This is a genomic window from Agrobacterium tumefaciens (genome assembly GCF_005221385.1).
Taxonomy (GTDB): Bacteria; Pseudomonadota; Alphaproteobacteria; order Rhizobiales; family Rhizobiaceae; genus Agrobacterium; species Agrobacterium tomkonis.
The window spans coordinates 1,965,304-1,980,666 of sequence record NZ_CP039903.1; the positions used below are offsets into that span (position 1 = coordinate 1,965,304).

Sequence of the window (15,363 nt, forward strand, 5' to 3'; positions counted from 1 at the left end):
TTCTTTTAAATCATAAGCTGCATGACGCAGAATATTCCCGCCCTAGAGGCATGTCTTTCCCCCCATTCTCCAAGATGACCCGACCGGGCATATCTGGTTTCAAGGACGTGTAGCTTGCCAAAAAAATCCAACCTCATGACGCGCATTCTGTTTGCGGCATCATCACTTGTTGTCGCCGCCTTTGCGGGATTTTCTTTCTATATCGATAGCCTTCAGCACCGGGTCACGACGGAAGCGGTGGCGGAAAACATCGATTCGTCCGGCAAGCAGGCCGCACAGAGCATCGCAAACTGGCTGAACGGCCGCATCATGCTCACCGACACGGTGGCGAAAACGCTTGCGAAGCTTCCGGAGGACGATGCCAAGCTGCAGTTCCTTCAGAACGACGTGCTGACAGCGCAGTTCATGTCCACCTATTTCGGCAATGCCGAAAACGGCGTCTTCACGACGTTCCCGAAAACACCGCTTCCGGAAGGTTATGACCCGCGCAAGCGCCCCTGGTATCTGGATGCGGTCAAGGCCGGCAAGCCGGTGCTGACCGAACCTTACACCGACGCCTCGACCGGCGGCCTCGTCATCACTGCAGCGATGCCCGTTTCCGTTGATGGCAAGTTGGCTGGCGTGACGGGAAGCGACTTCTCGCTGGATTCGTTGGTAAAGATGATCAAGTCCGTAGATGCCGGCACGGACGGTTACGCCTTCCTTGTCAGTAAGGACGGCAAGATCCTTATTCATCCCGATCCGAAACTCGTCGATAAGCCGCTGAGCGATCTTTTCAAGGTCAACACACCGGCAATTTCCTCGGCGATTTCCCAGACCGAAATTGACGGCAAGGGCAAGATCACCAGCTTCATCCCGGTTGCCGGCCTGCCCTCGGTCGACTGGTATCTCGGCTTTGTCGTCGATTCCGATATAGCCTACAGCGCAATCGGCCAGTTCCGGCTGGCAGCGACCATTGCCACGGTTCTTGCCGCTGCAATCATGATCGCGCTGCTTGCAACTGTGCTCTCCCGTTTCATCGTCCGCCCTGTCACACAGATGACCTCGGCCATGGAAGGCCTTGCGGCCGGCAATCTCGATGTCGCCATTCCCGGCCAGGAGCGCACCGACCAGATCGGCTCGATGGCCGCGGCAGTTGCCGTTTTCAGGTCGAACGCCATGGAGCGCCTGCGTCTCGAAGGTGACGCCGAAGAAAACCGCACGCTTTCCGAACAGGAGCGCAACGAGCGGGAGAGAAGTTCGGCGAAAGACGCGGCGGACATCCAGTTCGCGGTCGATTCGCTCGCCAAAGGTCTGGCGCATCTTTCGGACGGCGATCTCAATTACCGCATCGACACGCCTTTCGTGAGCCGCATCGACCGCCTGCGCGACGATTTCAACAATTCCGTCGCCAAGCTGAATGTGGCGCTCAGCACCGTTGGCCAGAATGCCCGCGCAATCGACGCCGGTGCTGGTGAGATTCGCCAATCCGCCGACGATCTGGCACGGCGCACGGAGCAGCAGGCAGCCTCGGTGGAGGAAACCGCCGCGGCGCTCGAGGAAATCACCACCACCGTGAAGGACTCCGCCCGCCGCGCCGAGGAAGTCGGACGTCTGGTTGATCGCGCCCGCGGCAATGCCGAACAATCCGGCATCATCGTCGAAGATGCGGTTCGCGCCATGGAAGGCATTGAAAAATCATCGTCGGAGATCAGCAATATCATCGGCGTGATCGACGAAATCGCCTTCCAGACAAACCTTCTGGCGCTGAATGCCGGCGTGGAAGCGGCGCGTGCCGGTGAAGCCGGCAAGGGTTTTGCCGTCGTCGCACAGGAAGTGCGCGAACTTGCCCAGCGCTCCGCCAATGCCGCCAAGGAAATCAAGACGCTGATCAATGCCTCGACATCGCAGGTGCAGTCCGGCGTCGATCTCGTCGGCAATGCCGGCAAGGCGCTGGAAACCATCGTCCGCGAAGTGCAGGAGATCAACCGTCACATCGACGCCATCGTGACGTCGTCGCGCGAACAGTCGACCGGGCTTCAGGAAATCAACACCGCCATCAACACCATCGATCAGGGCACGCAGCAGAATGCCGCCATGGTCGAGGAACAGACGGCCGCAAGCCATGGCCTTGCTTCGGAAGCGGCGGCGCTCAACGATCTGCTGGCGCAATTCCAGCTTGCCACGGCCACGCGGCGGCAGGCGGAATATGGGCGGGCTGCTTAGGGGAACCGCCTGCTCGTTTAGTGGAGGCAACGCATACAAACGCCGTCACCCCGGACTAGATCCGGGGTCCAGCGCGATCAGGTCCTTGATCGCGAAAGACTCATTCCTCACGGCGCAGACGCGCCGTAGCTGGATGCCGGATCAAGTCCGGCATGACGGAGGATAGGTTTCAACCTCTTTCATGGCCGGATCGATCCGGCCATTTTTATTTGCTGTGCGAAAGATACCCCGTTCTCTCCACCCGCCCGATCCGCTAGAGCTTGATCGATCATGATATGCGGAGGAACTCATGCTGGAACTGATTTGGCGCGGCATTGCCATGGGCATTGGCGGCACGGTGTTTATGGATATATGGGCGATTGTGCTGCATCGGTTTTTTGGCCAGTCAGCGCCGAACTGGGCGCCGGTCGGCCGCTGGTTCTGGCACGTACCGAAAGGTACGATATTTCACGATAGCATCGCCACGGCCGCGCCTTATGAACATGAACTGGCGCTCGGCTGGATTTCGCACTACGCCGTCGGCATCCTCTACGGCATCATTCTGGCGCTGGTGGTGCCGGCTGCCTGGTTTGCAAACCCGTCCTTCATCCAGCCGTGGATCGTCGGCATCGTCACGGTCGGCGCGGGCTGGTTCCTGTTGCAGCCGGGTCTCGGCATCGGCTGGGCGGCCTCAAAAACGCCCAATCCCACCAAGGTTCGTGTTCTCAACCTCGTTGCCCATACGGTCTTCGCACTCGGCATGTATGCCGTGGCGCTTTTGATGCGCTAAACAAAAAAGGGGGCTAAAAAGCCCCCTCATCTCTTCATTCTCAAAGATTGGCCGAGAACGTATCGCAATCCTCGACACGGCCGCTCTGGAAACCGCGCTTGAACCATTCCGCCCGCTGTGCCGAGGTGCCGTGGTTGAAACTATCAGGCACCACATAACCTTGGGTCTGCTTCTGCAACGTGTCGTCACCGATCTGATGGGCGGCGTTCAACGCTTCCTCAAGGTCGCCGGTTTCGAGAATGCCCTTCTGCTCGGTGAACTTGCCCCAGATGCCGGCATAACAATCCGCCTGAAGCTCCACGCGCACCGACATCTTGTTGGCATCCACCTGGCTCATCGACTGGCGGCGGCGGTTGAATTCCGGCAGGACGCCGGTCAGGTTCTGGATGTGGTGGCCAATCTCATGCGCAATCACGTAAGCCTGCGCGAAATCGCCGGCCGCGCCGAAACGCTGGTCCAATTCCTTGAAGAAGCTGGTGTCGAGATAGACCTTGCGGTCACCCGGGCAATAAAACGGGCCGCTGGCAGCCGAAGCATAACCGCAGGCGGAAGACACCTGGCCGGAGAACAGAACCAGCGTCGGTTTCTGATAGGTCTCGCCAGCGGACTGGAAAATGCCACTCCACGTATCTTCGGTCTCGGCCAGCACGGTGCGCACGAAAGCCGTCGTCTCGTCAGATGATTGCCCCTGCGGACGCGTGCCGGACTGCTGGGTTCCGGATTGCTGCGTTGTGCCACCACCATCCAGTGAAATATCGCCGCCCGAAAGCAGCGTCAGCGGATTGATGCCAAGCACCCAGCTGATCAGCAGGATGACCAGAATGCCGCCGATGCCGATGCCGCCGCCGCGGCGCCCAATCGGCACACGCATTCCCCCTCGGGAAAAAGGATCGTTGCCCGAAGGCCCCGAACCCGCTGACATGCCGCGCCGGTCCTCGATATTGTCCGATTGGCGACGCCCTCTCCATTCCATGCTCTTCTCCCGGCGAATATCGCCTCAACAAGCTGCCTTATAACGGCACTATAATACATCTTGTTCCGGAAGAAAGCTTGGCCTCTCTCAGGCGGCACGCCGCTTTTGCCTGAAGACCGCAACGAACAGGAAAACAAACAACAGGCCACCGACCGACAGCGTCAGAAAATCCTCCCCGCCATTGCCGAAAACAACCTCGTTCATGATACGCGTGGGAAGGAAGGTGAAACCGCCCGCAATGACGATGCCGCCGAGATAAACGCCCTGCATGATCCGCATATGGCGCTTTATTTCACCCCTGCGCGCGAAATAGACCGATTGCAGACAGCCATATATGGTGAAAATCGACATCAGGTGGATCGGGCTGAAACCATAAAAGACATTCAGTTCATGGATGAAGAATGTCGAGAAGGACGTGAGAACCATCAGCGCGACCCAGATCTTGCCGAGCAGCCGGTGAAGAGGCGTGCCTTTGGGAGAAAACAAAACCACCGCGCCGAGAATGGCGGCGGGAATGACCGTCGCCACATGCAGCTGAACGGCGAAAGGCGCGTCGAGAAGAGGTTGAAGGGACATTTGTCTCACCCGGTTGAACTCGGCGGCAATTTCAGCGAAACATGGCTTGGCTCAACCGGAATAGCGCAAACAGCGGGAGAACTTCGTGAACGGCAATGTCGTGCAATCCACGCTTCGCCAATTGCAAGCGAAGGGTCGTTCCCGCTCGTTGTGGAGCACCTTCGTCGCCATAGCCGTTCTCTTCATCGTGACAGGTCCCTATGGTACGGGCCAGAAAATGGCCTTTTGGCCAAGGGCTGCCTATTGGACCCTGCTCTTAGGCTCGGGCTGGATCATCACCACCGGTTTTTCGGCCTTCGCCAATGCCGCGCTGGTACGGACGCTGACAAGCCCGCTTGCCCGGATGATGGCCGGAGCGATCGCCGCCGCCCTGCCGATCGGTGCGACCATAACCCTCGCTAACCATGCGTTTTTCGCGCAGCCCGTCGATATCGCCTCGATTGGCGAGGATGCTCAGGCTGCTCTGCCGCTTTGCCTGATATTCTGTTTCCTCGGTTACCTGACAGCCGGCCCCGCAAACACAACCGATCCAACCGAAGAGACAGGAGCGGAAACCACGCCACCACCTTCGGTCAAGGAGCGTCCCGCAATTCTTGACCGCCTGGAGCCGGAGCGGCGCGGACCGCTGCTGCGTCTTTCCGTGCAGGATCACTATACCGAGGTGGTGACGACGCGGGGATGTCAGCTGGTTCTGCTGCGTTTTGCCGATGCGATGAAGGAAATTGGCGATACGAAAGGCTTGCAGGTACACCGCTCGCACTGGATTGCCGATGCCGACGTCGTCTCGCTGCGCAAACAGGCGGGCCGCCTGCACCTCATGACCAGAGACGGCACGGAAATTCCCGTCAGCCGCTCCCATAATGCGGCGGTGCAGGCCCGTTTCGCCGCGCACGCCCCTGCCGGTTAAGAGTTTCTGTCGATTCCGGAATTTATGGGGTTCCGTTCTCAAAAACATTTGCCTATAAGCCGCTTCTAGCCTGAAAACATTTGAATTGCGCTCCCCGGCCGGTGATCTTCCACCGTAGCCGGTGCTTTGCGCAACCAAAAAGCGGAACGAGAGAGCCATGCCGAAGCGCCAAGATATCAAGTCCATCCTCATCATCGGCGCGGGACCGATCGTCATCGGTCAGGCATGTGAATTCGACTATTCCGGCACGCAGGCCTGCAAGGCGCTGAAGGAAGAGGGTTACCGGGTCATTCTGGTCAACTCCAACCCCGCGACCATCATGACCGATCCGGGCCTTGCCGACGCCACTTATGTCGAGCCGATCACGCCCGAAGTCGTGGCGAAGATCATCGCCAAGGAACGCCCGGACGCGCTGCTTCCGACCATGGGCGGCCAGACCGCGCTCAACACTGCGCTTTCTCTCAAGCGCATGGGCGTTCTCGACCGTTACAATGTCGAAATGATCGGCGCAAAGCCGGAAGCCATCGACATGGCCGAAGACCGCGCTCTCTTCCGCGAAGCCATGGCGCGCATCGGCCTTGAAACGCCGAAATCTATGCTGGCCAACGCGACCGAAATCAAGGATGCCGACCGCAAGACCCATGAGGCGGCGCGCGCTGAGCTGAAGGCAAAGCTTTCCGGCGCTGAACTGGACAAGGCGCTGGATGATCTCGAAAACCAGTGGAACCTCGGCGAGACTGACCGCAAGCAGCGCTACATGGCCCATGCGATTGCGATTGCCGCGCAGGCAATCGACCATGTCGGCCTGCCCGCCATCATCCGCCCGTCCTTCACGCTCGGCGGCACCGGCGGCGGCATTGCCTATAACCGCTCGGAATTCTTCGACATCGTCTCGGGCGGCCTCGATGCCTCGCCGACCACCGAAGTGCTGGTCGAAGAATCGGTTCTCGGCTGGAAGGAATATGAGATGGAAGTGGTCCGCGACACGGCGGACAATTGCATCATCATCTGCTCCATCGAAAACATCGATCCGATGGGCGTCCACACGGGTGACTCGATCACGGTTGCGCCGGCGCTGACCCTGACCGACAAAGAATACCAGATCATGCGCAACGCCTCGATTGCGGTGCTGCGCGAGATCGGCGTGGAAACCGGCGGCTCGAACGTGCAGTTCGCCGTCAATCCGAAAGATGGCCGCCTCGTCGTCATCGAAATGAACCCGCGCGTCTCGCGCTCGTCCGCACTGGCATCGAAGGCCACCGGCTTCCCGATTGCCAAGATCGCCGCCAAGCTCGCCATCGGCTACACGCTGGACGAGCTGGAAAACGACATTACCGGCGGTGCGACGCCGGCATCCTTCGAGCCTTCGATCGACTACGTCGTCACCAAGATCCCGCGTTTCGCCTTCGAGAAATTCCCGGGCGCTTCGCCGATCCTCACCACCGCCATGAAGTCGGTCGGCGAAGTCATGGCAATCGGCCGCACCTTCGCCGAATCGCTGCAGAAGGCTCTGCGCGGCATGGAAACCGGCCTCACCGGTCTCGATGAAATCGAAATCCCCGGCTTTGAGGAAGGCGAAGGCTCCAAGAACGCCATCCGCGCCGCCATCGGCACGCCGACGCCGGACCGTCTGCGCATGGTCGCCCAGGCGCTGCGCATGGGCATGACCGAAGAGGAAGTCCACGAAAACTCGAAGATCGATCCGTGGTTCATCGCCCAGTTCAAGGCCATCGTCGACATGGAAGCCCGCATCCGCGAGCACGGCCTGCCGCAGGATGCCGAAAACCTGCGCATGCTCAAAGCCATGGGCTTTTCCGACGCCCGCCTCGCCAGCCTGACGTCCAAGCGCCCGAAGGAAGTGGCCGAGCTGCGCAACAGCCTCAATGTTCGCCCGGTCTTCAAGCGCATCGACACCTGCGCGGCCGAATTCGCTTCGCCGACCGCTTACATGTATTCGACCTATGAAATCCCCTTCGTCGGCGCCGCCCGTTCGGAAGCGCAGGTTTCCGACCGCAAGAAAGTCGTCATCCTCGGTGGTGGTCCGAACCGCATCGGCCAGGGCATCGAGTTCGATTATTGCTGCTGCCATGCCGCCTTCGCGCTGAAGGATGCCGGCTTCGAAGCGATCATGATCAACTGTAACCCGGAAACGGTTTCCACCGACTACGACACCTCCGACCGCCTCTATTTCGAACCGCTGACGGCCGAAGACGTGATCGAGATCATGCGTGCCGAACAGGAAAAGGGTGAACTCGTCGGCGTCATCGTGCAGTTCGGCGGCCAGACCCCGCTGAAGCTTGCCGAAGCGCTGGAAAAGAACGGTATCCCGATCCTCGGCACAGCGCCTGACATGATCGACCTTGCCGAAGACCGCGACCGCTTCCAGAAACTGCTGATGAAGCTGGACCTCGCCCAGCCGAACAACGGCATCGCCTATTCGGTCGAGCAGGCCCGCCTCGTCGCGTCTGAAATCGGCTTCCCGCTGGTGGTTCGCCCGTCCTACGTTCTGGGTGGCCGCGCCATGCAGATCATCCATTCGGAAGGCCAGCTCCAGACCTATCTGCTCGACACGGTTCCGGGCCTGGTGCCTGAGGACATCAAGCAGCGTTACCCGAACGACAAGACCGGCCAGATCAACACCCTGCTCGGCAAGAACCCGCTTCTGTTCGACAGCTACCTGACCAACGCCGTCGAAGTGGACGTCGATGCGCTTTGCGACGGCGAAAGCGTCTTCGTTTCCGGCATCATGGAACACATCGAAGAAGCCGGCATCCACTCGGGCGATAGCGCCTGCTCGCTGCCGTCCCGTTCACTGAGCAAGGAAACCCTTGACGAGCTGGAACGCCAGACGACGGCACTTGCAAAAGCGCTTAATGTCGGCGGCCTGATGAACGTGCAATACGCCATCAAGGACGGCACGATCTACGTTCTCGAAGTCAACCCGCGCGCCTCGCGCACCGTGCCTTTCGTGGCGAAGACCATCGGCGCGCCGATTGCCAAGATTGCCGCCCGCGTCATGGCCGGTGAAAAGCTCGGCGCGGCGATTGCGGCTTACGGCGAAAAGCCTGATCCGCGCAACCTGAAGCACATCGCCGTCAAGGAAGCCGTCTTCCCCTTCGCCCGCTTCCCCGGCGTCGACATTCTGCTCGGACCGGAAATGCGCTCGACCGGTGAAGTCATCGGCCTCGACACGGATTTCGCGCTGGCCTTCGCCAAGAGCCAGCTCGGCGCCGGCGTCGACCTGCCGCGCTCCGGCACCGTCTTTGTCTCGGTGCGTGACGACGATAAGGAAGGCGTTCTCCCCGCCATCCGCATTCTGGTGGAAAGCGGCTTCAAAGTCGTGGCGACCGGCGGCACCCAGCGTTTCCTCGCAGAACGGGGCGTCAACGCTGAAAAGATCAACAAGGTGCAGGAAGGCCGTCCGCATATCGAAGATGCCATCCGAAACCGCCAGGTCCAGCTCGTCATCAATACCACTGATAGCAACAAGGCGATTTCCGATAGCAAGTCGCTGCGTCGTGCAACACTGATGCAGAAGGTACCCTACTACACAACCATGGCCGGCGCGGAAGCCGCCGCCCTTGCCATCAAGGCGCTGAAGGCCGGCAATCTGGAAGTGAAGCCGCTGCAGAGCTATTTCCAGTAAGCGGCCTGCGGGAAATCCACGCCGTTACGTGCTGAATGAAAACGAAACGCCGCGGGTCACAAGATCCGCGGCGTTTCGCATTGCGTAATCCCCCTGCAATCCGTTTCCGGTATCAAAAACGCATCATTCCCACGTGAGGTTCATGATGCCCTTATCCAAGACCGACATACCGCCCTCGACCGCGGGCGGAAATAGTCCGCTTATGCTTGCCCGCATGATCGCCGGCATTTCCGCGCCTGTTGACGCAACCCCGGTGATCGACACCGCAACCTTGCGGGGCTGAAGCGATGGCAGGACGTCCGCCGGGACCGGAACGGGTGGCTTTTCCGCTGCGGATCGAACCCGCAATATTGAACGTGATCAGGAACACTGCCAGCGGCGAATTGCGCAGCATCAATGCCCAGATCGAGATCTTGCTCAAGGAAGCCCTGCACCATCGCGCCGCGGCGGATGAAGTGAGCGAGCCGCAGGGCTAGGCCGCCAGCGCCTCGCGCACACAGTTACGCCCTTCGCTCTTGGCCCGGTAAAGGGCGCGATCCGCCATTTCCGCCAGCGTCTGCAGGTCGCAGCGCATCTCGCCCGCGGTCGCAACGCCGATGCTGATCGTGACACCAACGCGCAACCCACCGCAATCAACGTCGTTGACCGCAACCGCATTGCGAATACGCTCGCCGATAACAGAGGCTTTCTGACCACCCGCACCCGGCAGGAAGATGATGAATTCCTCACCACCGTACCGCGCCAATACATCGCCGCCGCGTATGCTGCCGCCGATGCGTTTTGCCACTTCCTGAAGGACGCTGTCACCGACGGCATGGCCAAAACGGTCGTTGATCGATTTGAAGTGATCGATATCCAGCAGCATGGCCGCATCGGCAGGATCGGGCGCCGCAGGCATCGCCTGGAAAAAGAACCGGCGGTTCTTGACGCCGGTCAGCGGGTCGGTATTGGCAAGAACCAGCAATTTCCGTTCGGACCGCTCGGCCACCAGCATCATCACGAACAGCGCGATGGCGAAATTCAACATGATGATGAAGAAAAACGCATTGACCAGGTTGATGGTGGCATAGTCCGGGAAAAATATGCTCTTCACCACAGAGAGCGAAATCAGACCGGAAATCCCGGCGATTGCGCCAAGCGCCAGACGGGAGAGAAGCCGCTCCTTGCGCCACCTTGCGAAAAGCCCAACCGCGCCCGCAAGATAGGCGAGAGCCGCGCAGCCATTGAACAAAGCCGCGCGATACGCATTGTTTTCAGCCACTTGCAGCGCGACGACAATCGCCAGCAGCGCGACAAGACAGAGGGCGACCACCGTCCGGCGGCCCACAGGGCGTCCGTCGCTCAGAACTTTCAGACCGAGCCAGATCAGCGCATAACCGATAATGCCGAAAACGACACTGCCGAGCCGCCATAAAGCCGGTGACATTATCCCCCATTCGCCGTAACCGGCGAGTGTGGAGCCAATTGTCATGGCTGCAAAGCCGGCAGCAAGAGCCACCGGGCCACGCAACCCTCGATTCGACAACTTTAGATAGATGAAACTCAACAATCCTACAATATAAGAGCACTTCTGCATCAATATGACTGTCGTGAGGTCGAGTTCACCCAACATAATATGTCCACGCAATAAATAAATAAAACCGATTCAATTATCATCGATAAGTATAAAATTTTAATAAAAATACCGAATCAAAAAATCGTAAGTTATATTCATAAAACCTAAAATACATTTTTATATATAAATAGATCAATAAAACAATTTATTCGAATAATCTTAGAAACTCCATGTCCTTTTTGAAGAGCAGAGTTTCCGCCTCTCTCGCCCGCACATCCGGCAGACGCAGCAGATAGGATGGATGCACCGTGACAAAAAGCGTCCGCCCTTCCTGCATGGGAAGAGGGCGGCTCCTAACTTCGGTGACTTTCTCCTTGCCACCGGTCAGGGCATAAAGCGCCGTAGCGCCCATGGCGACGATGAGCTTCGGCTGCACCAGTGCAATTTCCTGGTTCAGCCACCAGCGGCATTGCTGGATCTCACCCGCATTCGGCCGCTGGTGAATACGCCGCTTGCCGCGTGTTTCATATTTGAAATGCTTGACGGCATTGGTGACGTAAAGCCGCCTGCGGTCCACGCCAATCTCGCCCAGCGTTCGATCAAACAGCTGACCAGCAGGACCGAGGAAAGGTTTTCCGGCAAGATCTTCGTGATCGCCCGGCTGTTCACCGACGATCATGACATCCGCATTTTCCGGCCCCTCGCCAAAAACAGTTTGTGTCGCCTTGCAATGCAGCGGACATCGGGTGCATTCGCCTGCCTGCCGCCTCAGGGACCCAAGCGAATCTTCCAGTTCCTGCGGGGCCTCCTTCCGCGCCGCGGCGGCAACGGCCTGCAGGCGGTGATGAAACGGCTGCGGCTGGCTTGCCGCCTTGGCCGCCATATCAAGCACCCGCGCCTCCGCGCCCAGAATGAGGCCGGGAATGAGATCCGCTTCCGGCAGGTTCTTCCAGTATTTTTTTGGCATCTCCGCCGTCATCGCCTTGATCTTCAAGCGGGCCGGATTGAAAATATTGGCATAATAGGTCCGCCAGAGATCGTCCGTTTCATCTTTCAGGTCGGGTTGAGCGGCGGCCTCCCGCGACGTCTGCAACACGCTTCCATCCCATCGCGCAGACCCTTTCGGCGTCGCGATCAGCCAGTCCATGTCAGTGAACCGCCGCTGGAAAAACGGCGCCTCGCGCTCGACAATGAAATGATCCGGCTCAAACCAGGCGACGAAGCGCCGTCGCCCACCCTGCCCCTGCGGTAATGGTAACTCCTTGAAACGAACGAAGGCCGTCATCTTGTGACAGTCACGGCGGACGGATTTTTCGAGCAGTCGCGCTTGTGAAACATCCGGATCGGACTTGAACTGCAACAGGGCGCGATCCTGCCTAAGCCGCCACAACAGCCGGTATAGTAACGCAAAACGGCCATTATCGCTGTGACAGATCACCGCCTGCGCCAGCGCCACGAAGGCGGACGGAACGGAAACCTGTGCTTCCCCAACCCTGGGTGTCGGCAACGGCTCACCGGCAAAATCCAGCAGCCCCGCTTCGTCATCCCGCAGCTGCCAGTCAATCGCTTCCGGTGGTATATTGGCGGCAAGCGCCATCCGAGCCGCGTCACGCCACTCGCCGAAATCGCCCCGCCCTTCCAGAACCGGGCCGTACATCACAACAGCGACAATTGTTCGGGCTGCGGCGCAAACATTGCCCGCAGATCCGGCCGTTCAGTCAGTTTGCCCGGCGTCCAGCCGTCCGCAACGATAAAGGCCTTCACTTTTTTCAGAGACACCCCAAAGCGGGCAATATCCTCCAGCCGTACCCGCCGAAACCGTCGCGACGAGAGAATGGAAGCGACCGTCTTGGTGCCGAAACCCGGCACTCGCAGCAGCATTTCCCGATCCGCGACATTCACATCCACCGGAAAACGGTCGCGATTTTTGAGCGCCCATGCCAGCTTCGGATCGATATCGAGATCCAGCATGCCATCGCCACCAATCGCGGTTATCTCGCCGATGTCAAAACCGTAAAACCGATAAAGCCAGTCCGCCTGATAAAGCCTGTGCTCACGCATCAAAGGCGGCTTGATCAGCGGCAGGTTTTTCGAAGAATCCGGAATGGGGCTGAAGGCCGAATAATAGACGCGCCGCAGACCATAACTGCCATAAAGCCTGGCGCTGGTGGAGAGGATGGTGCTGTCATCGGCACCGTCAGCACCCACGATCATCTGTGTGCTCTGTCCGGCGGGCGCGAAGCGCTTGGTCCGACGCGTCCGCGCCGTTGGCTCGCCCGCCTCCTCGATCTTCAGACGGATATCGGCCATGGAGCGGCGAATATTGGCGGGCTGCTTTTCCGGCGCGAAACGACCAATACCGCTATCGGTCGGCAACTCGATATTGATCGACAGGCGGTCCGCATAAAGCCCCGCCTCCTCTATGAGCTTCGGCGACGCTTCAGGGATCGATTTCAAATGGATATAACCACGAAATCCATGGGTAACGCGCAGCTCCCGCGCCACGCGCACCATCTCTTCCATCGTATGATCCGAGGAGCGGATAATGCCGGAAGACAGAAACAGCCCCTCAATATAGTTGCGTCGATAGAACTCCAGCGTCAGCCACACCACCTCCTCGGCAGTAAATCGCGCGCGCTCCACATTGCTGGAGGAGCGGTTGATGCAATAGGCGCAGTCATAGATGCAAAAATTGGTGAGCAGGATTTTCAGGAGCGAAATGCAGCGCCCGTCCGGCGCATAAGCATGGCAGATACCCGACCCCTCCGTTGAACCCAGCCCGCCAGACGCAGCGGAGCTGCGTTTCGTCGTGCCGCTGGAGGCGCAGGATGCGTCATATTTCGCCGCATCGGAGAGAATGGCCAGACGTTGCCTGATTGACTTCTTCATAATTGTGTTCACTATATGTTCTATTGAAAAATGTCAATCATGCCGCTTAACTCCATGAATGGACGTATAAAATTGACCGCCTCAAATTTGCTGGCATTTCGCTGTCGTCTTCTGATATAGTCGGCTTAGTTATGATTTTGGCATGGTTCCGGAGTTCCTCTCCGGAACCTGTTTCTTTTTGTGTCTGCAAGTAAAAGCGACAGGACTGCGAAGGATAAAAAAATGGTAGAAAAAGTGCCGATGACTCAGGGTGGATTCGTCAAGCTGCAGGAGGAGCTGCGCTTTCGCCAGCAGGAGGAACGTCCCCGTATCATCGAGGCAATTGCGGAAGCGCGCGCCCATGGCGACCTTTCGGAAAATGCCGAATACCACGCTGCCAAGGAAGCCCAGAGCCATAATGAAGGCCGCATCACCGAACTGGAAGACCTGACCGCGCGCGCGGAGGTCATCGACCTTTCCAAGATGTCCGGTTCCAAGATCAAGTTCGGCGCCACCGTCAAGCTGGTCGATGAGGACAGCGACGAGGAAAAGACCTACCAGATCGTCGGCGACCAGGAAGCCGATGTGAAGGCAGGCCGCATTTCCATCTCTTCGCCCATCGCCCGTGCCTTGATCGGCAAGGAAGTCGGCGACAGCATCGAAGTCAACGCCCCGGGCGGCGCCAAGGGTTACGAAATCCTCGCGGTACAGTGGGGCTGATGAGCCTCACCGCAATGCGCCCCTCGCGGGCGCATTGCTTTCTGACATATCAAACCGCCAAACCAGCCGCAGAGACGGAAGCCCATCTTGTCCCACGTCAGTCTGAAAGATGTGCAGGTGCTTGCGCCGAACTTCAAGCGCAGGCTCTCCGGCGTCACCTCCACCATCGTTCAGCTCATTCCGGTGCAGAACCGGCTGGGACAGAAAGTGGCCGTCATCGGCCCCGGCCTGCCACCGCATCTGCCGCATGTGCGCTTCCACGATCTGTGGCGTCTCTGGCAAAACGGGCCATTCGGCGCCCCCCGCATCTGGCACGCCCGCCGCAATCTTGAAATGCTGCCGGGCATTTTCATGCGTGATGTACTGCGCATGAAGGTAAAGCTGCTCTTCACCTCGGCCGCACAGAGGCGGCATTCCGCCTATACCCGCTTTCTGATTTCGAAGATGGATGCGGTCGTTGCGACAAACGGCCGTTCCGGCGCGTTTCTGGAAGTTCCCCACAGGGTCGTCATGCACGGCGTCGATACCGAGCTGTTTCACCCGGCGACGGGCGCCGAGGATACCATCGCGTCAACCGGCCTGCCGGGGCAATATCTGATCGGCTGTTTCGGGCGGGTGCGCCACCAGAAGGGCACCGACCTCTTCGTGCGCGCCATGATCGAGCTTCTGCCACACTATCCGGAATGGACAGCCGTGGTTTCCGGCCGCGTGACGGCGGAACACAAGGCCTTTGGCGATACGCTGAAGGCCGATGTTGCCACGGCCGGCCTTTCCGACCGCATCGTGTTTCAGGGCGAAGTCGATGACATAAAGCCCTGGTATCGGCGACTGACGCTCTATGTCGCGCCGTCACGCAATGAGGGTTTCGGCTTGACGCCACTGGAGGCCATGGCCTCGCAGACGGCGGTCGTTACCAGCAATGCCGGCGCCTATGAAGAAATGACCGTCAAGGGCGAGACCGGCATGGTCGTCGAGGCCGGGGACTATGCATCGCTCAGGGATGCGATAAAGCCCTATCTTGCGGACCCTGCTCTGGCCAAGAGCCATGCGCTCGCCGGGCTTGCGCATGTGCGCACCACATTCCCGCTGGAAAAAGAGGCGACAAGTCTCGGTGCGGTTTATGACGCGCTACGGCGCGGATAAC

The 15,363-nt window shown here is 59.2% G+C and carries 12 protein-coding genes; 7 read left to right on the forward strand and 5 right to left on the reverse strand.

Going from position 1 to position 15,363, the window contains the following annotated elements:
• Window positions 1-114: 114 nt before the first annotated feature.
• A complete protein-coding gene (locus CFBP6623_RS09870; RefSeq protein ID WP_062654269.1) occupies window positions 115-2,205 on the forward strand; it encodes a methyl-accepting chemotaxis protein in 2,091 nt (696 codons plus the stop codon).
• 289 nt (window positions 2,206-2,494) lie between these two features.
• The gene (locus CFBP6623_RS09875; RefSeq protein ID WP_046798003.1) at window positions 2,495-2,974 is read left to right on the forward strand and encodes a DUF2938 domain-containing protein; all 480 of its coding nucleotides are present in this window, start codon (window positions 2,495-2,497) and stop codon (window positions 2,972-2,974) included.
• Window positions 2,975-3,014: 40 nt separating this feature from the next.
• On the opposite strand, the gene ypfJ is transcribed toward CFBP6623_RS09875, so the two are convergent.
• Together ypfJ and CFBP6623_RS09885 are read right to left on the reverse strand one after the other, a co-directional pair.
• Window positions 3,015-3,947 carry a KPN_02809 family neutral zinc metallopeptidase gene (gene ypfJ / locus CFBP6623_RS09880; protein WP_046798002.1) on the reverse strand — a complete coding sequence of 311 codons (933 nt, stop codon included), beginning with the start codon at window positions 3,945-3,947 and terminating at the stop codon, window positions 3,015-3,017.
• A gap of 87 nt (window positions 3,948-4,034) precedes the next feature.
• Window positions 4,035-4,523 carry a DUF2306 domain-containing protein gene (locus CFBP6623_RS09885; RefSeq protein ID WP_046798001.1) on the reverse strand — a complete coding sequence of 163 codons (489 nt, stop codon included), beginning with the start codon at window positions 4,521-4,523 and terminating at the stop codon, window positions 4,035-4,037.
• 85 nt (window positions 4,524-4,608) lie between these two features.
• Between CFBP6623_RS09885 and CFBP6623_RS09890 the strand changes: the two genes are divergently transcribed.
• The 3 genes from CFBP6623_RS09890 to CFBP6623_RS09900 all read left to right on the forward strand — a co-directional run bounded on the left by CFBP6623_RS09890 (window position 4,609) and on the right by CFBP6623_RS09900 (window position 9,552).
• Window positions 4,609-5,430, forward strand: a complete 822-nt coding sequence (locus CFBP6623_RS09890) for a LytTR family DNA-binding domain-containing protein (RefSeq protein ID WP_046798000.1) — start codon at window positions 4,609-4,611, stop codon at window positions 5,428-5,430.
• A gap of 157 nt (window positions 5,431-5,587) precedes the next feature.
• Complete coding sequence (gene carB, locus CFBP6623_RS09895; protein WP_046797999.1) at window positions 5,588-9,076, forward strand: carbamoyl-phosphate synthase large subunit; 3,489 nt, start codon at window positions 5,588-5,590, stop codon at window positions 9,074-9,076.
• Window positions 9,077-9,363: 287 nt separating this feature from the next.
• A complete protein-coding gene (locus tag CFBP6623_RS09900) occupies window positions 9,364-9,552 on the forward strand; it encodes a hypothetical protein (protein ID WP_046797998.1) in 189 nt (62 codons plus the stop codon).
• Here the strand turns inward: CFBP6623_RS09900 and CFBP6623_RS09905 are convergent.
• From CFBP6623_RS09905 to CFBP6623_RS09915, 3 genes are all read right to left on the reverse strand, one after another.
• Complete coding sequence (locus tag CFBP6623_RS09905; RefSeq protein ID WP_046797997.1) at window positions 9,549-10,688, reverse strand: GGDEF domain-containing protein; 1,140 nt, start codon at window positions 10,686-10,688, stop codon at window positions 9,549-9,551. The two genes, CFBP6623_RS09900 and CFBP6623_RS09905, sit on opposite strands and share 4 nt — an antisense overlap.
• 148 nt (window positions 10,689-10,836) lie before the next feature.
• The gene (locus CFBP6623_RS09910; protein ID WP_046797996.1) at window positions 10,837-12,288 is read right to left on the reverse strand and encodes a UdgX family uracil-DNA binding protein; all 1,452 of its coding nucleotides are present in this window, start codon (window positions 12,286-12,288) and stop codon (window positions 10,837-10,839) included.
• Window positions 12,288-13,520 carry a putative DNA modification/repair radical SAM protein gene (locus tag CFBP6623_RS09915; RefSeq protein ID WP_046797995.1) on the reverse strand — a complete coding sequence of 411 codons (1,233 nt, stop codon included), beginning with the start codon at window positions 13,518-13,520 and terminating at the stop codon, window positions 12,288-12,290. Before CFBP6623_RS09915 ends, CFBP6623_RS09910 begins: the two co-directional genes overlap by 1 nt.
• Before the next feature lie 222 nt (window positions 13,521-13,742).
• On the opposite strand from CFBP6623_RS09915, the gene greA reads away from it, so the two are divergent.
• A complete protein-coding gene (gene greA / locus CFBP6623_RS09920; RefSeq protein WP_026363859.1) occupies window positions 13,743-14,219 on the forward strand; it encodes a transcription elongation factor GreA in 477 nt (158 codons plus the stop codon).
• Between the two features lie 87 nt (window positions 14,220-14,306).
• Entirely contained in the window at window positions 14,307-15,362 is a 1,056-nt protein-coding gene (locus CFBP6623_RS09925) for a glycosyltransferase family 4 protein (protein WP_046797994.1), read from the forward strand.
• The last annotated feature ends 1 nt before the right edge of the window (window position 15,363 follow it).